This is a genomic window from Duganella sp. CT11-25 (assembly GCF_047302815.1).
Classification (GTDB): Bacteria; Pseudomonadota; Gammaproteobacteria; order Burkholderiales; family Burkholderiaceae_D; genus Rugamonas.
In genome coordinates, this window is sequence record NZ_JBKBFD010000001.1 from 5,279,057 (window position 1) to 5,305,209 (window position 26,153).

Genomic DNA, 26,153 nt, shown 5'->3' on the forward strand with positions numbered 1-26,153 from the left:
ACAGAATGTAAAAAGCCCGAAGGCCTTTACGGGGCTTCGGGCTTCGGCTGGGTTCAACCGTCAAAATCATATATGTAGGAAATTCCTGTCGATACGGGCTTGTAATTGCGAAGCGGTCGAAAGTTAGCCCGCTTCGGTACTGCAAGTACCGTATTCGCCGTTCAGAGCAACGCATCCTTCATCGATTGCCAGTTTTTCTTCTCGACCCATGCAAACCGGCAAGAGCCTTCACTTCGCTTCGCCCAAAGTTCTCCAATGCGCCTTTTCTCTTTGCTATCCGAACCATCAGCGATATGCCCGCCCTTGTACTCGACCACAAGGATGATGCCGGATTTCATTTTCACAATAAAATCTGGGTAAAACTTATCGGATGCGGTCTGAAGCCAGAATGATGTGGGCTTCTTCTCGACATTGCGAACCCACCATTCGACACCTTCAAGTCTATTGGCAATGAATTCGGCACATTCGAATTCTTCACCGCTATTCTTTAGGTTGCCAATAACAGGAAAGAAATGTCGCTTCAGAGGCATGAAACCAATGTAGGGCGTATCGTAGCCGTATCGACCTTGCTCTAACACGATCGAATGTTCATTGCGTACGCCGAATAGAAATTCCTCCTGAAAGAGACCATCGAAGACTCGCTGTTTTACGAGAACCAAACCGGCAGCTAGTTTGCGCTCAAGTGCACCCCTTAAGCGGAATTTTCGGTATGCCAATTCGTCAAGCGTGAATTCTCGCTCCTCCAAGAGACGAGTGACTGCCATGTTTATCCATGCAACCTTCTGATTCCCATTTGCATAAGGAAAATACAGGTTGCGGTCCAGCCAATGAATCAAATCTGTTATTTGCCAGCCTTGTTCATGTCCGAACAAGGCCAGCTGGCTGTCTAATTTGTCGTAAACATCACAAGCAATTTTCTCTAGCTGTGAAATCGTAAGGGATGCTCTGCGCATCGCTTCCATGTCATGGGAAAAGTCGCTCTCGCTAAGTTTGGTATCGAATTCGTCGATTTCCCAGTCTGCATCCAGCAATGCTGTTTCGTCGAATATGTCGAAAAAACTATGCTGTGTAATTCCCAGTAAAGGCACACTTGCTGACTCGCCCTTTTCAGCCGGCGTTTTCTCGCGCATTGCTGGTGCGATGTTGATCGCCATTTGGGTATCGAGACGGTCACGAACCGCCTTTACGATATCCGCCTGTTTGAACGTTTCCGCAATCTGTTTCAGCTGTGCGGCACTCGCGCCGCCTTTGACCGTAAGCGTCCCTGTTTCTGGCGAAATCTCGACTTTTTCGCGTAAAGCTTTTGGCAACGCTGCAACGAACTCCGGATCGGGAACCGCTACAGTCTCGCCAACTTCCGGCAGTGGAATCGTAAGATCGATTTGTTGGGAGAAAAGGTCATCAGTCGCGCCGCTGTCTGCTTGTGTTTGAATTAAATCTTTCGTTTCAAGACGTTCAAAGCCGCTTTGAACTAAACCATCACGGAGATTTTGCACGGTTGCCGCCAGCTCCCCTGAAACGACATACGCGTAGCTGCGATTCAAGGCTTCCCGTTGTTTGCGTATTGCGTGAGGCATACGCAGCACTCGGCCAAGCACCTGTTCTACAGCCGTCGCGGATGTTGTGTTGCGGAACGAAAAGAGCACATAGGCGGAAGGGCAGTCCCACCCTTCGCGTAGCTTATCCACAGTAATTATGAACTGCGGATAATCAGGATCGTTCAGTTTTTTTCCAGTCAGTTCATCGAGCGATCCAGTCGCAATAGCAATGGACCCGGGTTCAATCTGGAAATCATCGATCAGATGTTGCTTCACTCGGTCTGGAGTAAAGGTCTCTTTGTCCTGAATCTTTCGCTCCGCCTGAATAAGCATCACTATGGGGTTAATTTCCTCCCCAGTTTGCTCTCGTTCTACCTCAGCGTCGTTTTCTAATTGCCGAACCCGCTCGATCGCTTCAGCGAGTGAGGTGCGCCATTCCGGATGAATTGCAAGTTCTAGCGGGAGCTTTAGCATGTCTTCCGCTTGGAGAGTGGCGGCAGATACGCTGCGCAAGACGTTTGAAGGCTGGCTCGCGCGATCTGGTGTCGCCGTGAGTTCAAGGATGCAGCAAGGTGCCATGCGTACTAACGTATCAACCGCTAGCGGCGTTCCCTGATTGTGTGCTTCGTCCACTATGACAAATGGGCGGCGCAATCGAATCACATCCATCAGAGAGCACTCACCTCGTTGCTCGGGCGATGTACCGGCGAAATGGGACATGAGTGCGCCATTTTGCCGATTGACACGAAGACCATCGGAAGTATCGCGCTTGAAACTTTGCATCGTCGCCACAATTATTGTGTTGCCAGTATTCAGCGTTGCGGGTTGCATGAAGAGTGCCTCGTTAACGTCGAGCACGTGGACTGCACCGAAGAGATCGCGCATATCCTCATGAAGCAGTTCGCCCTTAGTCCTAAGGGCATATAGCGTCTGCTCCCGGATTGGATCCGACGGCACAAGCCACAATACAAGCGAATGCTGGGTCGCAAGGAAAGATTCATTGACACATTTGATTGCCTGGCCGCCGATGCGGGTCTTTCCTCCCCCAGTTGGTACCCGTAAACACACGTAGGGAACAGCTTCTTGACCTGGCAACGGGTGATACTGTAAAGCATGCCCAAAGTGGGCAGCTGTGCTTTCCGCAAATGCGGATGCGGGGTTCTTCAGCTCGCGAGTACGGGCTAGGAATCCTGCAAATGCCTCAAGTAGCTTTTCTTGGTAATCTTTTAAATCTTTTTTGTTCAGAACCATGTTTTGACCGCCAATTCATAGGGGAGCTGATGGAAAACGATGCCAAGTTTTGTGAGTTTTGATTTATCGAAACGAGTACGTGCACCATAAATCACCTTTGGTCCATCGAATTCGTCTTGTATGTCAGCCAAATACTCTAACGTCCGCCCGTTCAAGACGTTTCCGCCCAATTCAGACTTATCCTTTAAGATACCGTTGTATAAAAGGAAAATTGCCCGGCCTTTGTGCGTGCCCAGATATGGCGTACGCTCTTTCCGTTCGAGAATCGCGGAACTTGCCAAGCCGGTACCAGTCTCCATGAACCACACAAACTCAGCCAATTGGTCGAAGGTGACATCCAGACGAATTGAGCCGAATTCATCAAATAGCGCCTGTTCTGAGAGCCGGCAAAACTGTGCACCGCTGCCAAGGCCTGGGAGTTCTTCCTTTACATCTAGTTCGCCCGTAACCACGAGTTCGCCATCCTTGAGTTCTTTTTTTATCCTACTGAACCGATCTTTTTCTGCTTCCTCAATTTCGGAAACGCGCCCCAAAATCTGATCGGCATTCTTCAGACTTGAGAAGGAAAGTTTTTCTCGATAAAGCTCCTCACGAGATACACCAACGTAAGGATAGCCGTTCACCACATTTGCGATACGCTTCGAGGTGACGCCAGTAGCCACCGCTTCATTCATCTCAATTAGGATGAATTGACGTGACCCGCCGTCGCGGGCGTTCTGTTTCAAGACCGCATGACCAGTTGAGCCGGATCCGGCAAATGAATCCATAATGATGGAGTCTTTGTCCGTTGCGATCTGAATGATTCGCTGGATGAGTTGCCACGGTTTTGGTGTGTTAAACAGCTCTTGATCTTGTTCGCCCAAAATATCTCGTAGCTCGGTTTTGGCTCCAGAATTTGTGCCCGCGAAGCGATGCTCCCACCATGTTGACGGTACAACGCCATCCTTCGCCTCATCAAGAAATTTCTTAATACGTGGACTGTTGTTGCCTGACTTGCCCCACCAGACGCGGTTATCTCGGTCTAACTCCCATAGCTTGCTTTCTTCCATGCGCCAATATGTTCCTCTTGGCGGACCCTCGACGATACGTCCCCCTGGGCATTTGATTTCGTAAGTGCCCTTGCTGTAGAAGTTTCGGGATTGGAGTGCGTTACTTGTCCAGTCCCCCCGCTCGTCGTTGTCTGGATTGGAATAGTCCTCTTCAGCTGAGGTGCTCCGAGGCAGCAAGTTTCGTTTCCACAATTCTTTTTTCCTAGCGTAGACGACGACATAGTCATGCATTTCGGAAAAATGCTTCGCGCTATTCTTGATAGTAAATATTTTTTGCCAAGCGATGGTAGTAACGAAGTTACTAGAGCCAAATATTTCGTCCATTAGCAAACGAAGGGGACCTACTTCGTTATCGTCGAGCGAAACAAATATTGCGCCGTCCTCGCAGAGAAATTGTCTTAGGAGCACGAGCCTCGGGTACATCATGCACAGCCATCGGTCATGTCGGTCTAGTGTCTCGCCTTCTTTGCCGACCACCTCCCCCAGCCATTTCCGAATTTCAGGACTGTTTACATTGTCGTCATAGACCCAGCCCTCATTTCCTGTGTTGTATGGTGGGTCAATGTATATGCATTTAACCTGCCCGGCATATCGTGGCAGCAATGCTTTTAGGGCAAGCAGGTTGTCCCCTTGGACGATCATGTTCCCGCTATCGATTTCGCCGGAAGACAGTTCGGGAATTGGTTCCAGCAGACGGAACGGGACATCCTTGTGGTGAGTCTCAACGGCTTCTTTGCCGATCCAGTTCAGTGTTGGCATTCAGTATCTCAGTTTATTTCTCATTCAAGCTGGCTTTAGCGGCCACATCAGCCTGGAGGTCATGTTGCTTCGCATAAGCCAGGATTAGCACTTCCATCATCGAAGCAATCGAACGATGTTCGCGTTCAGCGGCGGCTCTCAGCAGCCGCTTTATGTCTGCTGAGGTGCGGATCGACAGGGTTTCGTCTTTCAGACGCTTCATGATGTGGTCCGGAGTGGTTGTGCTGCGAATGTACTGCGTTTTGCGAAATTTCGCTAGTGCCATTTCCTTTCTTTTCTTAAGGAAGAACTAGACGTCGGCGAACGGTCGTGTTCGCGTGCTGGACCTCTTTCATAGATTCTCGCCGCAGTCAGTAGGTCGCGCCACGGCAGATGGATGAGCTAGTCGGATAATTTCATGATTTTTGACGAGGGAACGATTTTTTGCGGGCGCTGGAGCGCTGAAAGAATAAAGAGATGGGAGATTCAGCGTGTTTCTCTAGTGAGCAAGAATGTTATCGCCCGTTCTTACGACGCCTATGGGCAGCTGCGCTCTGAGCAGGAGTATCAGCCCACGAACGATGCAGCTGTCATCGATTCGTGGCTCACCGGACTTCGTGAGAAATCGGGAGTTTGCCCGGAACTCACTCAAGCAATGTTGCGAGTACTTCGCTTGGCGCGGTCAGAAACAGTAGACCCAAGCTGATGATAACCACGACTTGGGCCGGCTTCGTCTGGCTTTCGTTTCTTCAAAACATGTGAAAATAAGTATTGATTTTGATCACTATTAGGTCCACAGTAGCGCTTGCACAGTTTATATTTCACCAATTTTATTGAGCGCTTATGACCACTGTCGACGATGGCTATTTACAGCAGTTGGACGAATTTCTAAGTCGTCCAAACCAGATGTGGCTTCTGGGCGCGGGCGTCAGCCGGGACGCAGGCATACCGCTAATGTACGCATTGACTAGCCGCGTAATGGAGTTGGCCGCGACGTCGCCGCATAAGCCCATGTTGGATGCATTGTTGGGAGAGTTACCTACCGGCACGCATATTGAGCATTTATTGAGTCACCTCGGCGACTACACGACGCTGTGCAACAGGAGTTCCTCTGGTCAGGTAAGCATAGCAGGGATTGAATATCAAGCAGCTCAACTAGAAGCGGCACATCTGGAGGTGTTAACTCACATTTCCGAGACGGTGCGGTGGGGTTATAGGGCGGGCGAAAACGGGAACCCGGCTACTGTCGGATCGCACAGTAGCCCGATGGTGTCTGTTGCTCATCATGCCGCATTTGTGAAGGCGATTATCGGCAAACGCCAAGCAGGGCTAGAGGGCCGAAGGCTACCTATCCGGTTTTTCACCACGAACTACGACACGCTGGTCGAAGACGCCCTTGCACTTGGCTGTTATTCCTATTGGGATGGATTCTCCGGTGGCGCAGTTGCTTTCCGAAACCACCGATACGGCGACGATGAGCCGACTAGTGGCTGCCGTGCGCACGTAATTAAGCTGCATGGTTCTATTGATTGGCATTTAGGCGACGACGGAAAAGTATGGAGAATTCGCGACCGTGATCTTTATCCAGGCCGTGGCGGTCGTGTCCTAATTTATCCTCAAGCGACCAAATACGTCGCGACCCAGCGAGATCCTTTTGCGGCTCAGTTTGATGTCTTTAGGCGCGCTCTATCTACCGGGGGCGACAACGTGCTTGCAATATGCGGATATAGCTTTGGTGACGAACACATTAACCAAGAAATTGAATTCGCACTGTCATCGCCAACAAGCAAAACGACTGTGCTAGCATTTTGTGGAGAGTTCGACGTGATCCCACAGGCGTTGGACAATTGGCGGAAATCGCCTTGGGGAAAAAGGGTGTATGTCATGACGCAGCGGGGATTGTACGCCGGGGCAGTGGGGCCGTTGCATGGACGCAGCGATGGTTCGTCACTAGACTGGTGGACGTTCGGAGGCGTTACACGAGTGCTTGAAAATGGCGCGGAAGGAGCTGTGTGATGGCAAATTTCGATCTCGTTGCTGATTTAAAGATTGGAAATATCGTAGAGGTCGCCGGAACAACCATCCGCATTGAGCTCAGTGGTGAGGTAACCGAACTTACTCGTAGCCACGAGGGGCGTGTATATCCCATAGGGCAGATAGGCAGTATTGTAAAAGTTCATTTTGGCCGACGCCTCGTCTTCGGGTTCGTGACGTTGTTGCGAATGCGTTCTGAAGATTTAATAGAGCATGGACAAATTATCCCTCCAGAAGCAGATCAAAGGGTAATGGAGGTTGAACTATTTGCGGAAGGCGTATGGCAGGGAGTTTCCGGCATATTGAAGTTCACCCGCGGCGTTTCGACATATCCTTTGCCAAGGCAAGGCGTATATCTGTTAACCCGGGATGAAGCTGTTGATTTGTACAAATCGGCCGAAGGGCAACTGCACGACGCGGTGATCGATCCACTGGTACCTTTTGCGACATATGTAGGGGCTGACTCTGCTCAGTGTCGAGCTAATATCGATAAAATGTTCGGGATGCATTGCGCAGTACTTGGGTCAACTGGCTCAGGAAAATCAGGCGCAGTAGCGGCGCTACTCCACAGTGTACTTGAGCATAAACCAAACGGGACTGATCTGTGCCGTCCTCGCGTCGTTATGCTTGACCCCCATGGAGAGTATGGACAAGCGTTCGGTAACCGTGCAGTTGTGTTCCGCGCCTATGACCCGATCGGTCACGAGCAAGCTCAAGGGGAGCCCATCAAGCTTCCTTACTGGTTGATGTCAGCGGATGAGTTTAGATCCTTAGCCATTGGGAAAACTGAGTTTGAGGCGACGACTCAAAACAACGTCATTTATAAGGCGCTCACGTATGCCAGGTTAGTTGCTGCTCAGTTGGTCGATCCGTCGCCGACCGAATACGGGGGGGCAGCTCCCACAGACGGAGGCAATCCCGATGATCCTCGTCCACGAGCAGGAGTAGAAGCGCAAGCAATTATCGAATTTGACCGAGACAAGCCCCGTCCATTTTCGTTGGACGAGATGGTTAACCACATCATTTATCTTCAAGGCGCTCGCGTAAGCAAAACCAACACCTTAGAACGTATCCCAGAAGGCGATTTCACCAAAAATTTCAAGTCGATTCTGGACAAGCTTGCGGTGCTGCGTCGCGATCCAAGGATAAATTTTTTGATGTCGAATTGGGACGCAAACGCCCCGACTCTTTCTCATGTTCTTGCACAGTTTGTTAGGGAAGTCCACGGCGACGACGGCAGTACAAAAGACATCCGAATCCTAGACATATCTGGACTTCCAAATGAAGTTGCTGGACCGCTGGCTGGGATGCTCGCAAGGTTGCTATTCCAATACAAATTGTACCAAGCGCCTGAGGAGCGGAAAAAAGATCCCATCCTCTTGGTTTGCGAGGAGGCTCATAGATATGTGCCAGACCGAGGAGAGGCTGAGTACGCCACTGCGCAATTTGCAATCCGAAGAATTGCGCGAGAAGGACGAAAATACGGCCTCGGGTTAATGCTAGTCAGTCAGCGACCAGCTGATGTTGAAAGCACTGTTATATCCCAGTGCGGCACGTGGCTGATTTTAAGGCTGACTAATCAGGCGGATCAGCAGCACGTAGCTCGGTTTCTCCCTGACGGTTTATCTGGCATGACAAAAGCGCTACCGAACCTCGCGCAGCAAGAAGCAATATTCGTCGGAGAAGGCGCTTCACTTCCGGCGCGTGTGCGCATTCGTAATCTAACGACAGAGCAACTTCCTCGATCACAAAGCGCTAAATTTGCCGAGGGGTGGGCTGGTCACGGTTTAAGCCCAGCCGAATTGGAAATAGTTACCGGACGAATGGTGGGCTGACGAACGAGAAACGAGAGGGGTGCAAACCATTTTCGGGTCTGGTGTTGATTTTATCTTTAGTAAGGCCACGTTGATCCCACCGTTCTCCTGCCGATGAGACAGACCGAATTGTGCTCTTGACGTGGTCAGATTTAGCCCGCATCCCCAGTGGGTCAATTTTCGGCGCGAGTCAACAAACTGGACATTTGGACGATTTGGTCGTTCGAAGTAGTTGGTGCTGCGATGCATTGAGTCCGCCGGACGATTGGACGATTTGGACGGTTGCACGGCTGGTGGGAAGCAGGCCGGGAATAGACCGGACACGAGGACTTTCCGTCGCGGAAACAAAAACGCCGATCTGCATGGATCGGCGTTTTGCAAGGTATGTTCTTGGTGGCCCGGGGCGGAATCGAACCACCGACACAAGGATTTTCAATCCTCTGCTCTACCAACTGAGCTACCAGGCCAAGGAGCAGAATTATAGCAGGTGGGAACGAAATTGCAAGGGGCAATTTCCAAACCCGACAAACGCTATAATGGCCGCATGAATAAGCCATCCTCCCCCGCAGCACTGCGCGTTATCGAGAGCGATATTTGTATTGTTGGCAATGGCGCCATCGCCAAGACCGCGGCGCTGGGCCTGGCCCAGGCCGGCCTGAGCGTGACCTTGCTCGGCCCGCCGCCGCATCCGGCGCCCGCCGCCGGCGGCGATCCCGGCTGGGACGCCCGGGTCTACGCCCTGAATCACACCGCCCACAACCTGCTGTCCTCTCTTAAAGTGTGGGATGCGCTGGACGCCGCCCGCGTGGCGCCGGTCGATGCGATGGTGGTCCATGGCGACGGCGAACATGCCGGCGGCCTGGCTTTCGACGCCTACGGCGCCCACACCGGCACGCTGGCCTGGATCCTGGAAGACCGCAACCTGGGCCAGGCGCTGGACGCCGCCCTCAAATTCGCCCAGAACGTGAAGCTGGTCTCGGGCCGCGCCACCGGCCTGCTGCGCGCCGACGACAGCGCCACCGTGCACCTCGACGACGGCGGCAGCATCAAGGCGCAACTGGTGGTCGGCGCCGACGGTGCCCAGTCCTGGGTGCGCGGCCAGTGCGACATCGGCCTCGATTACCGCAGCTACGCGCAGCGCGCCGTGGTCTCCAACTTCGCATGCGAAAAGCCGCATCACGGCGCCGCTTATCAATGGTTCACCGGCGCAGAGGGCATCGTGGCGCTGCTGCCGCTGCCCGGTAATCAGGTGTCGCTGGTGTGGTCAGCGCCGGAAGCGCTGGCCGATACGCTGCGCGCCGAGTCGGCGACGCAGATCGCGCAGCGCCTGTCGGCCTACGCCGCCGACAAGCTGGGCGTCCTGACGCCGCTGCAGCCGGAACTGGTGCGCGATTTCCCGCTGGTGCTGATGCGTCCCCACGCCATGAGCGCGCCGCGCGTGGCGCTGGTCGGCGATGCCGCCCACGTGGTCCATCCGCTGGCCGGCCACGGCATGAACCTGGGCTTCGCCGATGTGGCGCAGCTGATCAAGACCCTGGGCGAGCGCGAGCCGCAGCGCGGCATCGGCGATCCGCGTGTGCTGGCGCGCTACGAGCGCGCGCGCAAGGAAGACGTGCTGCTGATGCAGCTGACCACCGACGGCCTGGCGCGCCTGTTCGGGGCGGATATCGAGCCCCTGCGCGTGGTTCGCAATTTCGGATTAAACTTGTTGGATAAATTACCTGTGCTGAAGCGCCGACTGATCTCGCATGCGATGGGCAAGTGAGCAGCGTCGCCAGCACACACCGGAGAAGTCATGAGAAAGAGTATGCCCGTTTTGCTGTTGTTGTCGGCGCTGATGGCGTCCTGCGTGGGCGCCGAGACGCCACCGAGCACGGAGGCGATCAAGAAGCTGATCGAGCCGCGCCTCGGTTCCAGCGTGAAGGTCGATTCGGTCAAGGAGACGCCTTACAGCGGCCTGTATGAAGTGCGCATCGGCAGCGACATCCTCTACACCGACAAGACGGCGACCTACCTGATCAACGGCCATATCTTCAACCTGACCACCGGCACCGACCTGACCCGCGAGCGCATCGACGAAATCAGCAAGATCAGCTTCTCCGACCTGCCGCTGGATAAAGCCATCAAGACCGTCAAGGGCGACGGCAAGCGCGTGATCGCGGTGTTCGAGGATCCGAACTGCGGCTATTGCAAGCGCTTCCGCCAGACCACGCTGAAGGAAGCCGACAATATCACCGTCTACACCTTCCTGTACAACATCCTGTCGGACGACTCGTTCGTCAAGTCGAAGAACGTCTGGTGCGCGCCCGACCGCAACAAGGCCTGGGACGACTGGATGATCGGCGGCAAAGCGGCGCCTGTCGCCGCCGCGTCCTGCGCTACCCCGAACGACGAGGTGCTGGCGTTGGGCCGCAAGCTGGCCGTGACCGGCACGCCGGCGATCTTCTTCGCGGATGGCTCGCGCATGCCGGGTGCGGTCGACATCAAGACGCTGGAAGACAAACTCGCCAAGATCAAGCAGTAAATCAGGCTGCAAACAACCGCCACAGCGACAACAGGAGAATTGAATGATCACTTTGAACATCAACGGTAAAGATGTGCAGGTCGACGCCGATCCGTCGACGCCGATTTTGTGGGCCTTGCGCGATAACCTGAACATGACCGGCACCAAGTTCGGCTGCGGCGCGGCGCTGTGCGGCGCCTGCACCGTGCACCTGGGTGGCCAGCCGACGCGCTCCTGCATCACGCCGATTTCGGCGGCCGTTGGCCAGAAGATCACCACCATCGAGGCGATGGAAAACGACAAGGTCGGCAAGGCCGTGCAGGAAGCCTGGGTCAAGCTGGACGTGCCGCAATGCGGTTACTGCCAGAGCGGCCAGATCATGAGCGCGACCGCGCTGCTGCGCACGAACAAGACGCCGTCCGATGCCGATATCGACAACGCCATGAGCGGGAACATCTGCCGATGTGGCACCTACCAACGCATCCGCGCCGCCATTAAAGACGCCGCTAAAACCATCGCCTGAGGAGAGCACCATGCGTATCGAATGGCTTAATCAGGGAACGATGGTCAGTGCTTCGGCGAGCGCTTCGGGCGTGTCGCGCCGTGGCTTCATGAAGGCCGGCGCAGTGGCCGGCGGCGGTCTGGTGCTGGGCTTCTTCATGCCGGGCGCGGGCCGCTTCGCCAATGCGCAGCAGCCGCCGGCCAAGGTGTATGAACCGAACGCCTTCCTGCATATCGCGCCGGACAACAGCGTGACGGTGCAGGTCAATCGCCTGGAGTTCGGCCAAGGCGTGCAAACCTCGCTGCCGATGCTGATCGCTGAGGAACTGGACGCCGACTGGTCGAAAGTGCATGGCGCGCTGGCGCCGGCCGGCGATCAATACAAGGATCCGGCGTTCGGCATCCAGATCACCGGCGGTTCGGGCAGCATCGCCCATTCGTTCATGCAGTACCGCGAGATCGGCGCCAAGGCGCGCGCGATGCTGATCGCGGCGGCGGCCGAGCAGTGGAAGGTGGCGCCTGAGCAGATCAAGACCGCCAAGGGCACCTTGATCGGACCCGCCGGCCAGAAGGCCACCTATGGTGCGATGGCCGACGCGGCCATGAAGCAGCCGGTGCCCGCCACCGTCAAGCTGAAAGACCCGAAGGACTTCCAGATCATCGGCAAACCGGTCAAGCGCCTGGACGCGAAATTGAAATCCACCGGCAAGCAGCAGTTCGGCATGGACTTCAAGGCGCCGGACAGCAAGGTCGCGGTGGTGGCGCGGCCGCCGGTGTTCGGCGCCAAGGTCGCCAAATTCGACGCCAGCAAGGCCAAGGCCATCAAGGGCGTGATCGAGGTCCTGGAAGTGAAGACCGATCGCGGCGGCAGCGGCGTGGTGGTGGTGGCCGACGGCTACTGGCCGGCCAAGATGGGCCGCGAAGCGCTGGTCATCGATTGGGACACCAGCGGCGTGGAAAAAGTCAGCAGCGACAAGCAGCTGGCCGAGTACAAGGCGTTGGCCGCGAAGCCTGGCCTGCCGGTGCGCAAAGCCGACACCTCCAAGCTGGCCGGCGCGGCGAAGAAGATCTCCGCCGTGTATGAATTCCCGTATCTGGCGCACGCGCCGATGGAGCCGCTGAACTGCGTGGTCGACCTGCGCGCGGACGGTTGCACCGTGTGGGCCGGTTCGCAGTTCCAGACCGTGGACCAGGGCGCGATCGCCGCTACCGCCGGCCTGAAGCCGGAGCAGGTGGTGCTGAACACGATGATGGCCGGCGGCGGTTTCGGCCGCCGCGCCGTGCCGACCTCCGACTACTTGGTGGAGGCGGTCAACATCGCCAAGGTATGGAAGGCCGCCGGCAAGAAGGAACCGATCAAGGTGATCTGGAGCCGCGAAGACGACATCAAGGGCGGCTACTACCGTCCGTCGCACGTGCACCGCGCCGATATCGGCGTCGATGCCAAGGGCGACATCGTGGCGTGGGATCACGTCATCGTCGGCCAGTCCATCGTCACCGGCACGCCGTTCGAGCCGATGATGGTCAAGGACGGCGTCGATGCGACCATGGTCGAGGGCATGGGCGAGCCATATGAAGTGCCGCTGAACCTGAGCGCGCACAGCGTCAAGGCCAACGTGCCGGTGCTGTGGTGGCGTTCGGTCGGTTCGACGCACACCGCGTTTGTGATGGAAACCCTGATCGACGAAGCCGCGCACGCGGCCAAGATGGATCCGGTGGCCTATCGCAAGAAGCTGATGGGCGAGAAGGGCAAGCGCCACATCGCCGCGCTGGATCTGGCTGTCGCCAAGTCCGGCTACGGCAAGAAGGCTTTACCTAAAGGCCAGGCGTGGGGCGTGGCGGTGCATGAATCGTTCAACACCGTGATCGCCTACGTGGTGGTGGCGTCGGTCAAGGACGGCACGCCGAAGCTGCACAAGGTCACGGCCGGCGTCCACTGCAACACGGCGGTCAATCCCCTGAGCATCGAGGCGCAGATCCAGGGCGCGGCGCTGATGGGCCTGGGCATGACCTTGCCGGGTGCCGCCATCACGCTGAAGGACGGCGTGGTCGACCAGCAGAACTTCAGCGACTACACGGTGGCGCGCATGACCGATATGCCGGTGATCGCGGTGCACATCGTACCGTCGAACGATCCGCCGACCGGCATGGGCGAACCGGGCCTGCCGCCGCTGGCGCCCGCGTTTGCGAATGCCTTGTTCAAATTGACCGGCAAGCGCCTGCGCAAGCTGCCGTTCGATTTGACGGCCGCCTGAGACGGATGGCGCTCGTAGGGATCTTGCTGGCAGCCGGACGGGGGAAGCGATTCGACCCGTCCGGCGTACAAAATAAACTGCTGCAAACGCTGCGAGGTGACGATGACGGCGGCGATGTCGTCGTCGCCGCCAGCGCGAGGAATATGCTGGCCGTGCTGCCGCGCGTGCTGGCCGTCGTGCGTCCCGGCGACGACAAGGTGGCCGCCCTGCTCGGCGGGCTAGGTTGCGAAGTGCGCGTCTGCGCCGACGCCGACCTGGGCATGGCCGCCTCGCTGACGACAGCGATAGAACACACCAAGGGCGCCGAAGGTTGGCTGATCGGCCTGGGCGACATGCCCCACGTGCGGCAGGACACCATGCGCGCCCTTATCGCTACAATAGAACGCGGCGCACGCATCGCGGCGCCCGTCTATGAGGGACGGCGCGGCAATCCGGTCGCCTTCAGCAGTTTTCATTTGCCGCTGCTGCTGGCGCTGGACGGCGACCAGGGCGCGCGCGCGATCTTAAAAAGCCATGCGGTGAGCGAGGTTATCGTCGATGATATCGGCGTGGTACGCGACATCGATACACCGGGCGACCTGTAAAACTGGACCTATGATGAAGAAATCGAACAAAAACCAACCCGCCATCGCCTACAGCATTGTCGGCCACGACCTGGCGGCCCATTTGTTCCACGTCTCGCTGACGGTGGCGGCGCCGGCGCCGGGCGGCCAGATCTTCGCGCTGCCGGCCTGGATCCCGGGCAGCTATATGATCCGTGAATTTTCCCGCAACATTGTGCGCATCCGCGCGGAGTCCAACGGCGAGCCGGTGGCGCTGGAAAAGCTGGACAAGCATTCGTGGCAGGCCGCACCGCTGCAGGATCGCGGCGCCTCGCTGACCGTCCACTATGAAGTCTATGCCTGGGACTTGTCGGTGCGAGCCGCGCACCTGGACCAGAACCACGCCTTCTTCAACGGCACCAGCGTGTTCCTGCGCGTGCTGGGACAGGAGGGCCAGCCGCACGTGGTCGACATGCAGCGGCCGGACGACGAAGCCGCGCAAACCTGGCGCGTGGCTACCTCGCTGCCCGAGCTGAAGGCCAAGCGTTATGGTTTTGGCACCTATATCGCATCCAACTACGACGAATTGATCGATCATCCGGTGGAGCAGGGCGATTTTGCGCTGGCCACCTTCAAGGCGCACGGCATCCCGCACGACATCGTCATCAGCGGCAAGGTGCCGAACCTGGACCTGGCGCGCCTGAGCGCCGACCTGAAAAAGATCTGCGAGACGCAGATTTCCTTCTTCGAGCCGAAATCGCACAAGGCGCCGATGGAGCGCTACGTCTTCATGACCCTGGCGGTCGGCGACGGCTACGGTGGCCTGGAGCACCGCGCCTCGACCGCGCTGATCTGCGCCCGCGCCGATTTGCCGAGCACCGCGTCCAAGAGCGGTGAAATCAGCGACGGCTACCTGCAATACCTCGGCCTGTGCAGCCATGAATATTTCCATACCTGGAACGTCAAGCGTATCAAGCCGGCCGCATTCGCACCTTATAACCTGCAAGTCGAGAATTATTCGCCGCTGCTGTGGCTGTTTGAAGGCTTTACCAGTTATTACGACGACCTGATGCTGGTGCGCGCCGGCGTTATCGCCGAGCCGGCATATTTCAAACTGCTGGGGAAAACCGTCGGCAGCGTATTACGCGGCAGCGGCCGCACCAAGCAAAGCGTGGCTGATTCCAGTTTCGACGCCTGGGGTAAATATTATCGCCAGGATGAGAATGCACCGAATGCGATTGTCAGTTATTACACCAAGGGTTCGCTGATAGGTCTGGCGCTGGATTTAAGTATTCGCGCCAAGACGGGTGGCAAAAAATCCCTGGACGACGTCATGCGCGCATTGTGGCAGCGTTATGGCCGCGATTTTTATAATGGCGGTGCTCGCGGCGTTACGGCTGCCGAAGTTGAAGCATTATTCGATGAAATCAGCGGCGGACGTTTTAAACCATTCTTCGATAAATATATACGCGGCACGGAAGACGTACCGTTGGCGAAATTGCTGGCGCCGTTCGGCGTTAAATATAATGACGAGCGTAAATTGGTCAAGCCGTCGCTGGATGCGAATCTGGGGCGGGATGGCAATGATTGCAAACTCTCGGCCGTGCATGAAAACGGTGCCGCGCATCAAGCCGGATTGTCCGCCGGCGATATATTGGTGGCGATCGATGGATTGCGTGTCACCGCGACGAATCTGGAAACACTGCTATCCCGTTATGGCGTTGGCTCGACGGTGGAGGTATATGCCTTCCGCCGCGATGAATTAATGACTTTCAGTTTGACCTTGCAGGGCGACCGGGTGCCGGGCATTACCCTGTCGCTCGACCCCGCCGCCAAGAAATCCTCCGGCCCGTTGCGCCCAAGCGCCGCCCGCTAACTTCCCCACTATTCGATCTGAAGCACCGCGCCTCTATGGCGCGGCCTTCGCGCGCCTTCTTTTCATGCCAGATTTTGGCGCGTAAAAGCCAAATTCCGGCGTGTGCCGCCACGATGCCGTGTTGTCTGCGTTTTAATTTTCCGCCGAGCTATGGTTCTGGTTTAGAATTGGCCCGAAGCCTGATGCCTTTCCATGGACTAACCGCCAGTGATACTGCTAGACCCCACCACGATTATCCTGATGTCCGCCTCCATGGCGGCCGCGATGAGTGTTGTTCTTTATTCCGCCCATCGGAGCTTTCCGAAGGAAATTACTGGACTAAAGCATTGGGCGGCGGGATTGGCATTGCTGGCTAGCGGCGTGCTGTTTTATAGTTTGCGCGGCGGAATATTGGGCGATACTTTTCCGCTGTTATGCGTTAATTCGGTTTTGATCTGGGCGCTGGGTTTTATGCTGATCGGCACCCAGAAATTTTATGGCCAGCGGCCGGCATGGTGGTTATTCCATTCGATATGGCTGGCCGCCATGATATGCGTCGGATATTGGTTGATTATTAAACCGGATTTTCGTGCACGGATTGCTGCATTCTCTTTCCTTGCGTTTATATTTTATGCCTATCAGCTTACGCTGGTGTGGCGCTTTGGCGGACGACACTTCACTGCCAGGTTCTTCGGCACGTTGATGCTGTTGCAGTCGCTTGTGGTATTGACGCGCGGTGTGCTGGCGCTGAATAGCGATGCCCAGCATATTAATTTATTGAGTGCCGGACCATTCCAAAGCTTATATATGGCAGCCGCGCATTTTATGACTTTACTGCTGACCGTGGGGTTTATGACGGTCGCCACCCACCGCTTGCAAACGATATTGGAACGCCGCTCGACGCTGGATCCGCTGACCCAGGTATTAAATCGTCGCGGCTTTGCCGACATCTATGCCAAGGAACATGCGCTGATGCGGCGCGAATCGACCTTGATGACGATGCTCAGCATCGATCTCGATTATTTTAAAAAGATTAACGACTGCCATGGCCATGCCACCGGCGACCGCGTGCTGATCGATGTGGCGGCGGTGATCGGCAAGGCCTTGCGCGTTTCGGACCACGTGGCCCGCTTCGGCGGCGAGGAGTTCATCGTGCTGTTGCCGGCCACCGGGCTGGAGCGCGCGCAGCACATCGCCGAGCGTATCCAGAACGCCCTGCGCACGCCCCGGCCGGACGTGCCTGCCTACACCGTCAGTATCGGTGTTGCTTGCCAGACAAGTGCGGATGAGGATTTGGACGGCATCCTGATGCGGGCCGACAAGGCGTTATATTGCGCCAAGGAAAAAGGCCGCAACCGTATCGAGGTCGCGCCGGATGCCGCGCCGCCCACCAAGGCTCGGCGGGCGTAGTGCGCGTTAGTTGAACAGGCGGCTCAGTTCCGCGCCTGGATCGGGCGCGCGCATGAAGGCTTCGCCGACCAGGAAGGCGTGCACGTTCGCGTCACGCATGCGCTGCACGTCGGCCGGCACCATGATGCCGGATTCGGTGATGACCAGCTTATCCTTCGGAATCCGGTCCAGCAGGCCGAGCGTGTTCTCCAGCGAGACTTCGAAGGTGCGCAGGTTGCGGTTGTTGATGCCGAGCAGGTCGGTCTTCAGGCGCAGCGCGGCGGTCAGTTCGTCGCCGTCGTGGGTCTCCACCAGCACGCCCATGCCCAGTTCGTGGGCGCAGGCTTCCATTTCCGCCATCAGGCCGTGATCCAGCGCCGAGACGATCAGCAGGATCGCATCGGCACCCATCGCGCGCGCTTCGTAGATCTGGTACATGTCGATCATGAAGTCCTTGCGCAGCACCGGAATCGCGCAGGCGGCGCGCGCCTGCTGCAGATACGCCACCGACCCCTGGAAGAACTGCTCGTCGGTCAGCACCGACAGGCATGCGGCGCCGTTGGCCTCATAGCTGGCGGCGATGTCGGCGGGACGGAAGTCGGCGCGCAGCACGCCTTTCGACGGCGAAGCTTTTTTCACTTCGGTGATGACGCCGGCCGAACCGGCGGCGATCTTGCCGCGCAGGCTGGCCTCGAAGCCGCGCAGGCTGGCGCGCAGTTCGGTATTGCTCTCGACGTCGGCGCGCAGGCTGGCGAAGCTGCGGTGTTTTTTTGCGGCGGCGACTTCGTCGGCTTTGACTGCGAGGATTTTATTGAGAATGTCGGACATGATGTGTACCTGAAGTTTAATGTTGTTCCGCCAGCGCCAGACGCAGGCCGAGTGCGAGGAACAGGCCGCCCGTGACGCGGTTCAGCCACAGCGAGACCAGCGGCTTGAGCTTGAGGCGCGCACTGGCGAAAGCGGTGAACACGGCCAGGCCGTTACACCACAACATGCCGTTGAAGTTGAAGATGCAGCCCAGGATGATGAAGGCCAGTGGCTTGCTGGTCGAATCGGCCGAGATAAACTGCGGCACGAACGCCAGGAAGAACAGCGCCACCTTCGGATTCAGCACATTGGTCAGGAAGCCCTGGAAGAAGATGCGGCGGTAAGGCAGCGCTTGCGCCGCCGCGGCCTGCGCGTTGGCCTGGGCGGTGGCGTCGTCGGCCAGCGTCTTCAGGCGGCTGCGCAGCATGCCGATGCCGACGTAGACGATGTAGGCCGCGCCCACCCATTTGACCACGGTGAAGGCGGTGGCGGAGGCCGACAGCAGCGCCGACAAGCCCAGCGCGGCGGCGAAGATATGCACCATCGTGCCGGCGCCAATGCCCAGCGCGGCGGCCGAGCCGGCGCGCCAGCCCTGGGTGGCGCTGCGCGTCATGATCAGCAGCGAATCCGGGCCGGGCATGATATTCAGCAGCAGCCCGGAGATGATGAACAGCGTAAGATCGTGTATCCCAAACATATCGTTTTCCTTTGCGCCGTCATTCCGGCGAAAGCGGGAATCCATGCACGGCATGCGCCCTATGGACTCCCGCTTTCGCGGGAGTGACGACGGCGGTTAGTTGGCGCGGCCGAGGCTTTGCGTGACCTCGACGAACTGGTCGATCTTGCGCATCGCGTCGCCCGACTGGATGGCCGCGCGCGCGCGTTTCAAGCCGTCCTCGATCGAGCTGGCCACGCCGGCCGCATACAGCGCGGTGCCGGCATTGAGCGAAACGATATCGTAAGCCGCGCCGGGCTCGCCGCGCAGCGCTTCCATCATCTTGGCTTTCGATTCGGTCGAATCGGCCACCTTCAGGTTGCGGCTGGCGATCATCTGCAGGCCGAAGTCTTCCGGATGGATTTCGTATTCGCGGATCTCGCCGTCAACCAGCTCGCCGACCATGGTGCCCGCGCCCAGCGACACTTCATCCATATTGTCGCGGCCATAGACCACGATGGCATGCTGTGCGCCCAGGCGCTGCAGCACGCGCACCTGGATGCCCACCAGGTCGGCGTGGAACACGCCCATCAGGATATTCGGCGCGCCGGCCGGATTGGTCAGCGGTCCCAGGATGTTGAAGATGGTGCGCACGCCCAGTTCCTTGCGTACCGGCGCCGCGTGCTTCATCGCCGCGTGGTGATTCGGCGCGAACATGAAGCCGATGCCGGTCTGCGCGATCGATTGCGCGATCTGCTCGGGCTTCAGGTTGATGTTGGCGCCCAGCGATTCGATGACGTCGGCGCTGCCGGACGACGACGACACGCTGCGGCCGCCGTGCTTGGCCACGCGCGCGCCGGCCGCGGCCGCCACGAACATCGACGCCGTCGAGATATTGAACGTGTGCGCGCCGTCGCCGCCGGTGCCGACGATGTCCAGCAGGCCGGTGGTGTCGGCCATCGGCACCTTGGTGGAGAACTCGCGCATCACTTGCGCGGCGGCGGCGATCTCGCCGATGGTTTCTTTTTTCACGCGCAGGCCCATGGTCAGGGCGGCGATCATGGTCGGCGACATTTCGCCCGACATGATCTGGCGGAACAGGTGCAGCATCTCGTCGTGGAAGATCTCGCGGTGTTCGATGCAGCGCAGCAGTGCTTCTTGATGGGTGATAGGCATGGCGGTTCCTTCTTTAATCAGCGAACGAGGAAGTTCTTCAACAGTGCGTGACCGTGCTCGGACAGGATGGACTCGGGGTGGAACTGCACACCCTCGATGTCGTAGTCCTTGTGCCGCACGCCCATGATTTCACCGTCGTCGGTCCATGCCGTCACTTCGAGGCAGGATGGCAGCGAGCTGCGCTCGATAGCCAAGGAGTGATAACGGATCACTGTGAAGGGAGAGGGCAGGTCCTTGAAGACGCCCACGCCCGTATGCGCGATTAAAGAAGTTTTGCCATGCATGACCTGCTTGGCGCGGATCACCTTGCCGCCGAAGGCTTCGCCGATGGCCTGGTGGCCGAGGCAGACGCCCAGGATCGGCTTCTTGCCGGCGAAGTGCTTGAGCACCTCGATCGAAATACCCGCTTGCGACGGATCTTTCGGTCCCGGCGAGATGCAGATGTGGTCCGGGTTCAGCGCCTCGATTTCCGCAATCGTGATTTCATCGTTGCGGTACACGCGTACATCCTCACCCAGCTCGCCGAAGTACTGCACGATGTTATAGGTGAAGGAGTCGTAATTGTCGATCATCAGCAGCATCTCAGAACTCCCCATCCAGGCCATCTTGCACTTGTTCGGCGGCGCGCAGCACGGCGCGCGCCTTGTTTTCAGTTTCCTGCCATTCCATCTCGGCGATCGAATCGGCGACGATGCCGGCCGCGGCCTGCACGTACAGCATGCCGTCCTTGATCACGCCGGTGCGGATCGCGATCGCCACGTCCATCTCGCCGCCGAAGGACAGGTAGCCGCAGGCGCCGCCGTAGATGCCGCGCTTGGAGATTTCCAGTTCGTCGATGATCTCCATCGCGCGCACTTTCGGCGCGCCGGTCAGCGTGCCGGCCGGGAAGGTCGCGCGCAGCACGTCCAGGTTGGACAGGCCGTCTTTCAGCTTGCCCTCGACGTTGGAGACGATGTGCTGCACATGCGAGTATTTTTCGATGACCAGGCGGTCGGTGACCTTGACGCTGCCGATCTCGGAGATGCGGCCCAGGTCATTGCGCGCCAGGTCGATCAGCATCACATGTTCGGCGATCTCTTTCGGATCGGCCAGCAGTTCCTTGGCCAGCTCGGCGTCGCGCTCCGGCGTCGAACCGCGCGGGCGGGTGCCGGCGATAGGGCGCAGCGTGACTTTCTTCTCGCCGTCCGGCAGCGTCTCGTTGCGGACCAAAATCTCCGGCGAGGCGCCGACGATCTGCATGTCGCCGAAATTGTAGAAGTACATATAGGGCGACGGATTCAGCGAACGCAGCGCGCGGTACAGCGTCAGCGGCGAATCGACGTAGGGCTTGCGGATGCGCTGGCCGATCTGCACCTGCATCAAGTCGCCGGCCATCACGTATTCGTGGGCCTTGGCCACCGCCTTCAGGTATTCTTCTTTCGGGAAGTCGCGGATGGTTTCGGTGCGCACCGAGGCGCTGGTCACCGGCGCGTCGACGCCGCGGCGCAGCATCATGCGCAGGTCTTTCAGGCGCTGGCGTGCCTTCGAATACGATTCCGGCTGCGTGGTGTCGGCGTAGACGATCAGATACAGCTTGCCGCTCAGGTTATCGATGACGGCCAGTTCCTCGGTCACCATCAGCTGGATGTCGGGCAGGCCCAGGTCATCCTTGGGCTGGGTGTGGGCCAGGGTTTTTTCGATGTGGCGCACCGAGTCGTAGCCGAAGTAGCCGGCCAGGCCGCCGCAGAAGCGCGGCATGCCAGGGCGCAGCGCGACTTTGAAGCGCGCCTGGTAGGACTCGATGAATTCCAGCGGATTGCCTTCGTGGGTCTCGATCACCACGCCGTTCTTGACGATCTCGGTGCGGGTGCCGAAGTTGCGCAGCACCGTGTTGGCCGGCAGGCCGATGAAGGAGAAGCGGCCGAAACGCTCGCCGCCGACGACGGACTCCAGCAGGAAGGTGTTCTTGCCGCCGTTCTGGGTCTGGGCCAGCTTGAGGTACAGCGTCAGCGGGGTTTCGAGGTCGGCGAAGGCTTCCGCGATCAGTGGGATGCGGTTGTAGCCGTCGGTGGCCAACGATTTGAATTCGAGTTCGGTCATGTCTGCTCTCCATGCCGCCAGATATGATTGTGGATGTGGCGGTGGTTTGTCAAAAAACCTGTCGGGTGCGTGCGCACGGACGACAGCAATCAGTTCGGCTTAGTTTTGCCAGGATTGCCAGCGTCGCCAAAGCCAGGCCTCAATCGAGCCTGTTTGGTTGACGATGTGTTTTTTGGTGAGAGACATTTCGGTCAGGTTTAGTTCAGCTAAGGGTTAATTATGCGAACGAATCAGGCTAGCCGCTTCTAGCAGCGTGGTTACTATACCATCGGAATCGGTTTCGTGTATAGCCTGTCCGTGATTGTAACCGTAAGGTACCGTCAACACCGGGCAACCGGCCGCCCGCGCGGCCTGCGCGTCGTTGGATGAATCGCCGATGGCGACCACCTGGGCCGGGGCCAGGCCGAAATCGGCGCACACCGTCCGCAGCGGCAGCGGATCGGGCTTCTTGCGCGGCAGGGAGTCGCCGCCGTAGACCACCTCGAAGAAGCGGTCCAGGCCCTTGAGCTTGAGCAGCGGGGTGGTGAAGGAAATCGGCTTGTTGGTCACGCAGGCCAGGCGCAGGCCCTGCGCCTGCATCGCGGCCAGGCCTTCGACCACGTCCGGGTACAGCGCGCTGTAATTGCCGTTGATGCTCAGGTAGTGGCGCTGGTAGGCGTCCATCGCCGCCTCGAACTTCGCTTCGACGCCGGCCGCGTCCCAGTCCAGCCCCAGTACGGAGCGGATCAGGTTTTCGGAGCCTTTGCCGACCATCAGCGCGATCTGGTCCTGCGTGATCGGCTGCAGGTCGAGTTCCGCGCGCATGCCGTTGATCGCGACGTGGAAGTCGGGGATCGTGTCCAGCATGGTGCCGTCGAGGTCGATGATCGCGGCGCGCACGCCTGCCAGCACGCCCGCCATTACTTCACCGTCGCCAACTGGGCGCGCATGGCGTCGATGACTTCCTTGTAGTTCGGCTTGCCGAAGATGGCGGAGCCGGCCACGAAAGTGTCCGCGCCTGCGGCCGCTGCTGCGGCGATGTTGTCGATCTTGATGCCGCCGTCCACTTCCAGCAGGATGTCGCGGCCGGAGTCGTCGATCAGGCGGCGCGCCTCGGCGATTTTCTTCAGCGCGTGCGGAATGAAGGACTGGCCGCCGAAGCCCGGGTTGACCGACATGATCAGGATCATGTCGATCTTGTCCATCACGTGTTCCAGGTAGCTGAGCGGGGTGGCCGGATTGAACACCAGGCCGGCCTTGCAACCATGGTCGCGGATCAGCTGCAGCGAGCGGTCGATATGGTCCGACGCTTCCGGGTGGAAGGTGATGATGTTGGCGCCCGCCTTGGCGAAGTCCGGGATGATGCGGTCGACCGGCTTGACCATCAGGTGCACATCGATAGGCACTTGCACATGCGGGCGGATCGCCTCGCACACCAGCGGGCCGATGGTCAGGTTCGGAACATAATGGTTGTCCATCACATCAAAGTGGATGATGTCGGCGCCGGCGGTGACGACGTTGCGGACCTCTTCACCCAGGCGGGCGAAATCGGCGGACAAAATGCTGGGAGCGATGCGGAAAGTGGTCATGGCTTTGGGCTGGCAATAAAAAAAGATGCGCTATTTTACGCTGCCCGGGGTGGATGCGCCTGTTTTAGGCCTGTTTTCAGCCGCACACTCCTTGCATGTGGGGCGGATTTGCGGTGCAATGGGGGTCTGACGATATACAATCGCCAAGTTTGCAAACGCGATGATGTTTTTATTAAGCCTTGAGGAATTTTGATGGCCACTTACGAATTTAATGTGTCGGTCAGAACCCAGTACCTGCCAGATCAGTCGGACCCGGAGCGCACCAATTTTGTGTTCACCTACTCGATCACGATCAAGAACACCGGCACGGTGGCTGCGCAGCTGATCTCACGCCACTGGGTCATCACCGACGCCAACAACCATGTGGAAGAAGTGCGCGGACTGGGCGTGGTCGGCCATCAGCCGCTGCTGCAGCCGGGCGAGCATTTCGAATACACCAGCGGCACCGCCCTGCAAACGCAGCAGGGCTCGATGGTGGGCGAATACTTCTGCGTGGCCGAGGACGGTCACCAGTTCGAAGCCAAGATCCCGGAATTCGTGCTGTCGCTGCCGCGCACGCTGCACTGATTACTTCGGCTGATCGTCTTTCTGCTCAGGCGGAGGCAGTCGCTTGGACTTGCCTTTGCCCTGGTACATGGTCCACCAGACGATGAACACCAGCAGGAAAAACGCCACACACGCTTCCAACATCAATACCCACATAGAGCTATTCCTTATTTATTCTTATGTCATTTACACGCCGTAGTCTACTCGTTCCGCTGAGCCTCGTCGCGCTTTCCCTGGCCGCCTGCACGACCACGCCGCTGCCGCCGGAGAAACCGGCCGTGCCGCCGCCGGTGGTGGTGACCCCGCCGCCACCGACGCCGCCGGTACCGCCGGCGCCGCCCAAGCCGACCACGCTGCAGATGGTTCCGGCCAGCTTCGCCTCGCTGCCGGGCTGGGACAAGGATGACCTGCGCGCGGCCTGGCCGGCCTTCATGTCCTCATGCTCGGTGCTGGGCAAGCAGGCGATCTGGAAGGAATCGTGCGGCATCGCGCGCACGGTCAATGCCGGCGACGAGAAGGCGATCCGCACTTTCTTTGAAGCGTTCATGGAGCCCAACCAGGTCATCGCGCCCGATGGCGCCACCGACGGCCTGGTCACCGGCTACTACGAGCCGCTGCTGCGAGGCGCCCGCAAGAAGGGCGGTCCGTATCAAACGCCGCTGTACAAGGTGCCGGACGACATGGTCACCATCGACCTGGCCAGCGTCTATCCCGAGCTGAAAGGCATGCGCCTGCGCGGCAAGGTGGTCGGCAAGAAGGTCGTGCCGTACGCGACCCGCGCCGATATCGAGAAGGCCGACTTCACCGGCAAGGAACTGCTGTGGGTGGACGATCCGGTGGAGTCCTTCTTCCTGCAGGTGCAGGGTTCGGGCCGCGTGCAGCTGACCGATACGCAGGAAACCGTGCGCGTGGCGTACGCCGACCAGAACGGCCATCCTTACAAATCGATCGGCAAATACCTGGTGGAGAAGGGTGAGCTGACGCTGGAGCAGGCGTCGGCGCAGGGCATCAAGGCCTGGATCGCCGGCCATCCGACGCGCATGCAGGAGCTGTTCAACGTCAACCCGAGCTACGTCTTCTTCAAGGAAGAGCGCCTGCCGGATCCCAAGGTCGGCCCGAAGGGCGCGCTGGGCGTGCCGTTGACGCCGCAGCGCTCGGTCGCGATCGATGCGTCGCAGTTGCCGCTGGGCGCGCCGGTATTCCTGTCGACCACGCAGGCCAACAGCGACATTCCGCTGCAGCGGCTGGTGATGGCGCAGGACACGGGCGGCGCGATCCGCGGCGCGATTCGGGTCGATTACTTCTTCGGCTTCGGCACGGAGGCGGCGGAGAACGCCGGCCGCATGAAGCAGCGCGGCAATGTGTGGGTGCTGCTGCCGAAGCAGCTGCCTTAAGCTAGCGCAGCACCATCACGGGCAGCGTGGTATGCGCGAGGACCTTCTGCGTCTCGCTGCCCAAAAACAGCCGGTTCAGGCCGCGGCGCCCATGCGACGCCATCATGATGATGTCGCAATTGAACTTCCGGGCCGCCTCGACGATTTCCTCGTGGGGGCTGGGCGACATCGTGATCACCCCTTCAAATGGAATATCCGCCGCGCTCGCGGCGGCGGCCACCTTGTCGATATGGCTGCGGGCCGCTTTTTGCATCTGTTCCGCAAACTGGCCGGAGTCGATTACCGCGCCGCTATCGCCCATGGACGAAAACGGCAACGGCTGTATCACCGTCAACGCCACGATCCTGGCCTGATTCAGTTTGGCAAACTGGACCGCCGTGGCGGTTGCCTTGTCCGACAGGTCCGACCCATCGGTCGGCAGCAATATGGATTTGAACATAGCGCTCTCCAATGCATGAT

23 protein-coding genes and 1 tRNA gene are annotated in these 26,153 nt (G+C 58.6%); 12 read left to right on the plus strand and 12 right to left on the minus strand.

What is annotated here, in order from left to right; all coding sequences use genetic code 11:
- Nucleotides 1–161: 161 nt before the first annotated feature.
- Genes ACEN9F_RS22735 through ACEN9F_RS22745 form a run of 3 tightly spaced genes read right to left on the minus strand, consistent with a single transcriptional unit; the run spans nucleotide 162 to nucleotide 4,799 of the window.
- Nucleotides 162–2,789 carry a DEAD/DEAH box helicase gene (locus tag ACEN9F_RS22735; protein WP_413423590.1) on the minus strand — a complete coding sequence of 876 codons (2,628 nt, stop codon included), beginning with the start codon at nucleotides 2,787–2,789 and terminating at the stop codon, nucleotides 162–164.
- Nucleotides 2,780–4,597, minus strand: coding sequence for a site-specific DNA-methyltransferase (locus ACEN9F_RS22740; protein WP_413423592.1), 1,818 nt, complete (start codon nucleotides 4,595–4,597; stop codon nucleotides 2,780–2,782). Before ACEN9F_RS22740 ends, ACEN9F_RS22735 begins: the two co-directional genes overlap by 10 nt.
- A gap of 13 nt (nucleotides 4,598–4,610) precedes the next feature.
- A complete protein-coding gene (locus ACEN9F_RS22745) occupies nucleotides 4,611–4,799 on the minus strand; it encodes a hypothetical protein (RefSeq protein WP_413423594.1) in 189 nt (62 codons plus the stop codon).
- A 195-nt stretch (nucleotides 4,800–4,994) separates the two neighbouring features.
- Between ACEN9F_RS22745 and ACEN9F_RS22750 the strand changes: the two genes are divergently transcribed.
- The 3 genes from ACEN9F_RS22750 (at nucleotide 4,995) to ACEN9F_RS22760 (ending at nucleotide 8,445) form a co-directional block, all read left to right on the plus strand.
- Nucleotides 4,995–5,282, plus strand: a complete 288-nt coding sequence (locus ACEN9F_RS22750; RefSeq protein ID WP_413423596.1) for a hypothetical protein — start codon at nucleotides 4,995–4,997, stop codon at nucleotides 5,280–5,282.
- 137 nt (nucleotides 5,283–5,419) lie between these two features.
- Nucleotides 5,420–6,592, plus strand: a complete 1,173-nt coding sequence (locus ACEN9F_RS22755) for an SIR2 family protein (protein ID WP_413423598.1) — start codon at nucleotides 5,420–5,422, stop codon at nucleotides 6,590–6,592.
- A complete protein-coding gene (locus ACEN9F_RS22760) occupies nucleotides 6,592–8,445 on the plus strand; it encodes an ATP-binding protein (protein ID WP_413423600.1) in 1,854 nt (617 codons plus the stop codon). Before ACEN9F_RS22755 ends, ACEN9F_RS22760 begins: the two co-directional genes overlap by 1 nt.
- 370 nt (nucleotides 8,446–8,815) lie before the next feature.
- Here ACEN9F_RS22760 and ACEN9F_RS22765 read toward each other — a convergent pair.
- Nucleotides 8,816–8,891, minus strand: a tRNA-Phe gene (locus tag ACEN9F_RS22765).
- Between the two features lie 77 nt (nucleotides 8,892–8,968).
- Here ACEN9F_RS22765 and ACEN9F_RS22770 point away from each other — a divergent pair.
- The 7 genes from ACEN9F_RS22770 to ACEN9F_RS22800 all read left to right on the plus strand — a co-directional run bounded on the left by ACEN9F_RS22770 (nucleotide 8,969) and on the right by ACEN9F_RS22800 (nucleotide 17,490).
- A complete protein-coding gene (locus ACEN9F_RS22770; protein WP_413423602.1) occupies nucleotides 8,969–10,189 on the plus strand; it encodes an FAD-dependent monooxygenase in 1,221 nt (406 codons plus the stop codon).
- Nucleotides 10,190–10,219: 30 nt separating this feature from the next.
- On the plus strand, nucleotides 10,220–10,948 hold the full coding sequence (locus tag ACEN9F_RS22775) for a DsbC family protein (protein WP_413423604.1): 729 nt from the start codon (nucleotides 10,220–10,222) through the stop codon (nucleotides 10,946–10,948).
- Nucleotides 10,949–10,991: 43 nt separating this feature from the next.
- Nucleotides 10,992–11,450, plus strand: coding sequence for a (2Fe-2S)-binding protein (locus ACEN9F_RS22780; RefSeq protein ID WP_413423606.1), 459 nt, complete (start codon nucleotides 10,992–10,994; stop codon nucleotides 11,448–11,450).
- Between the two features lie 10 nt (nucleotides 11,451–11,460).
- Nucleotides 11,461–13,683: a molybdopterin cofactor-binding domain-containing protein gene (locus tag ACEN9F_RS22785; RefSeq protein WP_413423608.1), complete on the plus strand. Its 2,223-nt coding sequence runs from the start codon at nucleotides 11,461–11,463 to the stop codon at nucleotides 13,681–13,683.
- 5 nt (nucleotides 13,684–13,688) lie between these two features.
- On the plus strand, nucleotides 13,689–14,267 hold the full coding sequence (locus tag ACEN9F_RS22790; protein WP_413423610.1) for a nucleotidyltransferase family protein: 579 nt from the start codon (nucleotides 13,689–13,691) through the stop codon (nucleotides 14,265–14,267).
- A 13-nt stretch (nucleotides 14,268–14,280) separates the two neighbouring features.
- Complete coding sequence (locus ACEN9F_RS22795) at nucleotides 14,281–16,101, plus strand: M61 family metallopeptidase (RefSeq protein ID WP_413423612.1); 1,821 nt, start codon at nucleotides 14,281–14,283, stop codon at nucleotides 16,099–16,101.
- Between the two features lie 240 nt (nucleotides 16,102–16,341).
- Entirely contained in the window at nucleotides 16,342–17,490 is a 1,149-nt protein-coding gene (locus tag ACEN9F_RS22800; protein WP_413423614.1) for a GGDEF domain-containing protein, read from the plus strand.
- Nucleotides 17,491–17,496: 6 nt separating this feature from the next.
- On the opposite strand, the gene trpC is transcribed toward ACEN9F_RS22800, so the two are convergent.
- The 7 genes from trpC to rpe all read right to left on the minus strand — a co-directional run bounded on the left by trpC (nucleotide 17,497) and on the right by rpe (nucleotide 23,754).
- Nucleotides 17,497–18,297 carry an indole-3-glycerol phosphate synthase TrpC gene (trpC, locus tag ACEN9F_RS22805; protein WP_413423616.1) on the minus strand — a complete coding sequence of 267 codons (801 nt, stop codon included), beginning with the start codon at nucleotides 18,295–18,297 and terminating at the stop codon, nucleotides 17,497–17,499.
- 16 nt (nucleotides 18,298–18,313) lie between these two features.
- Nucleotides 18,314–18,973, minus strand: a complete 660-nt coding sequence (locus ACEN9F_RS22810) for a LysE family translocator (protein WP_413423618.1) — start codon at nucleotides 18,971–18,973, stop codon at nucleotides 18,314–18,316.
- A 96-nt stretch (nucleotides 18,974–19,069) separates the two neighbouring features.
- Nucleotides 19,070–20,107, minus strand: coding sequence for an anthranilate phosphoribosyltransferase (trpD, locus tag ACEN9F_RS22815; RefSeq protein WP_413423620.1), 1,038 nt, complete (start codon nucleotides 20,105–20,107; stop codon nucleotides 19,070–19,072).
- A 17-nt stretch (nucleotides 20,108–20,124) separates the two neighbouring features.
- Entirely contained in the window at nucleotides 20,125–20,688 is a 564-nt protein-coding gene (locus ACEN9F_RS22820; protein WP_090326971.1) for an anthranilate synthase component II, read from the minus strand.
- Between the two features lies 1 nt (nucleotide 20,689).
- Entirely contained in the window at nucleotides 20,690–22,186 is a 1,497-nt protein-coding gene (trpE, locus tag ACEN9F_RS22825; RefSeq protein WP_413423622.1) for an anthranilate synthase component I, read from the minus strand.
- A 213-nt stretch (nucleotides 22,187–22,399) separates the two neighbouring features.
- Complete coding sequence (locus ACEN9F_RS22830; protein ID WP_413423624.1) at nucleotides 22,400–23,086, minus strand: phosphoglycolate phosphatase; 687 nt, start codon at nucleotides 23,084–23,086, stop codon at nucleotides 22,400–22,402.
- Nucleotides 23,086–23,754, minus strand: coding sequence for a ribulose-phosphate 3-epimerase (rpe, locus tag ACEN9F_RS22835; RefSeq protein ID WP_413423626.1), 669 nt, complete (start codon nucleotides 23,752–23,754; stop codon nucleotides 23,086–23,088). The genes ACEN9F_RS22830 and rpe overlap by 1 nt, the downstream gene beginning before the upstream one ends.
- Before the next feature lie 192 nt (nucleotides 23,755–23,946).
- On the opposite strand from rpe, the gene apaG reads away from it, so the two are divergent.
- Complete coding sequence (gene apaG, locus ACEN9F_RS22840; RefSeq protein WP_413423628.1) at nucleotides 23,947–24,321, plus strand: Co2+/Mg2+ efflux protein ApaG; 375 nt, start codon at nucleotides 23,947–23,949, stop codon at nucleotides 24,319–24,321.
- A gap of 158 nt (nucleotides 24,322–24,479) precedes the next feature.
- Nucleotides 24,480–25,694 carry a murein transglycosylase A gene (locus ACEN9F_RS22845; RefSeq protein WP_413423630.1) on the plus strand — a complete coding sequence of 405 codons (1,215 nt, stop codon included), beginning with the start codon at nucleotides 24,480–24,482 and terminating at the stop codon, nucleotides 25,692–25,694.
- Between the two features lies 1 nt (nucleotide 25,695).
- Here ACEN9F_RS22845 and ACEN9F_RS22850 read toward each other — a convergent pair whose 3' ends face one another.
- Nucleotides 25,696–26,133 carry a universal stress protein gene (locus ACEN9F_RS22850; protein ID WP_413423632.1) on the minus strand — a complete coding sequence of 146 codons (438 nt, stop codon included), beginning with the start codon at nucleotides 26,131–26,133 and terminating at the stop codon, nucleotides 25,696–25,698.
- Nucleotides 26,134–26,153 lie beyond the last annotated feature (20 nt).

Excerpts from the sequence above, each read along its gene's own strand:
- ACEN9F_RS22735 (WP_413423590.1), bottom strand. The coding sequence starts at position 2,789 with ATGGTTCTGAACAAAAAAGATTTAAAAGATTACCAAGAAAAGCTACTT.
- ACEN9F_RS22740 (WP_413423592.1), bottom strand. The coding sequence starts at position 4,597 with ATGCCAACACTGAACTGGATCGGCAAAGAAGCCGTTGAGACTCACCAC.
- ACEN9F_RS22745 (WP_413423594.1), bottom strand. The coding sequence starts at position 4,799 with ATGAAGCGTCTGAAAGACGAAACCCTGTCGATCCGCACCTCAGCAGAC.
- ACEN9F_RS22750 (WP_413423596.1), top strand. The coding sequence starts at position 4,995 with ATGATTTTTGACGAGGGAACGATTTTTTGCGGGCGCTGGAGCGCTGAA.
- ACEN9F_RS22755 (WP_413423598.1), top strand. The coding sequence starts at position 5,420 with ATGACCACTGTCGACGATGGCTATTTACAGCAGTTGGACGAATTTCTA.
- ACEN9F_RS22760 (WP_413423600.1), top strand. The coding sequence starts at position 6,592 with ATGGCAAATTTCGATCTCGTTGCTGATTTAAAGATTGGAAATATCGTA.
- ACEN9F_RS22770 (WP_413423602.1), top strand. The coding sequence starts at position 8,969 with ATGAATAAGCCATCCTCCCCCGCAGCACTGCGCGTTATCGAGAGCGAT.
- ACEN9F_RS22775 (WP_413423604.1), top strand. The coding sequence starts at position 10,220 with ATGAGAAAGAGTATGCCCGTTTTGCTGTTGTTGTCGGCGCTGATGGCG.
- ACEN9F_RS22780 (WP_413423606.1), top strand. The coding sequence starts at position 10,992 with ATGATCACTTTGAACATCAACGGTAAAGATGTGCAGGTCGACGCCGAT.
- ACEN9F_RS22785 (WP_413423608.1), top strand. The coding sequence starts at position 11,461 with ATGCGTATCGAATGGCTTAATCAGGGAACGATGGTCAGTGCTTCGGCG.
- ACEN9F_RS22790 (WP_413423610.1), top strand. The coding sequence starts at position 13,689 with ATGGCGCTCGTAGGGATCTTGCTGGCAGCCGGACGGGGGAAGCGATTC.
- ACEN9F_RS22795 (WP_413423612.1), top strand. The coding sequence starts at position 14,281 with ATGAAGAAATCGAACAAAAACCAACCCGCCATCGCCTACAGCATTGTC.
- ACEN9F_RS22800 (WP_413423614.1), top strand. The coding sequence starts at position 16,342 with ATGTCCGCCTCCATGGCGGCCGCGATGAGTGTTGTTCTTTATTCCGCC.
- trpC (WP_413423616.1), bottom strand. The coding sequence starts at position 18,297 with ATGTCCGACATTCTCAATAAAATCCTCGCAGTCAAAGCCGACGAAGTC.
- ACEN9F_RS22810 (WP_413423618.1), bottom strand. The coding sequence starts at position 18,973 with ATGTTTGGGATACACGATCTTACGCTGTTCATCATCTCCGGGCTGCTG.
- trpD (WP_413423620.1), bottom strand. The coding sequence starts at position 20,107 with ATGCCTATCACCCATCAAGAAGCACTGCTGCGCTGCATCGAACACCGC.
- ACEN9F_RS22820 (WP_090326971.1), bottom strand. The coding sequence starts at position 20,688 with ATGCTGCTGATGATCGACAATTACGACTCCTTCACCTATAACATCGTG.
- trpE (WP_413423622.1), bottom strand. The coding sequence starts at position 22,186 with ATGACCGAACTCGAATTCAAATCGTTGGCCACCGACGGCTACAACCGC.
- ACEN9F_RS22830 (WP_413423624.1), bottom strand. The coding sequence starts at position 23,086 with ATGGCGGGCGTGCTGGCAGGCGTGCGCGCCGCGATCATCGACCTCGAC.
- rpe (WP_413423626.1), bottom strand. The coding sequence starts at position 23,754 with ATGACCACTTTCCGCATCGCTCCCAGCATTTTGTCCGCCGATTTCGCC.
- apaG (WP_413423628.1), top strand. The coding sequence starts at position 23,947 with ATGGCCACTTACGAATTTAATGTGTCGGTCAGAACCCAGTACCTGCCA.
- ACEN9F_RS22845 (WP_413423630.1), top strand. The coding sequence starts at position 24,480 with ATGTCATTTACACGCCGTAGTCTACTCGTTCCGCTGAGCCTCGTCGCG.
- ACEN9F_RS22850 (WP_413423632.1), bottom strand. The coding sequence starts at position 26,133 with ATGTTCAAATCCATATTGCTGCCGACCGATGGGTCGGACCTGTCGGAC.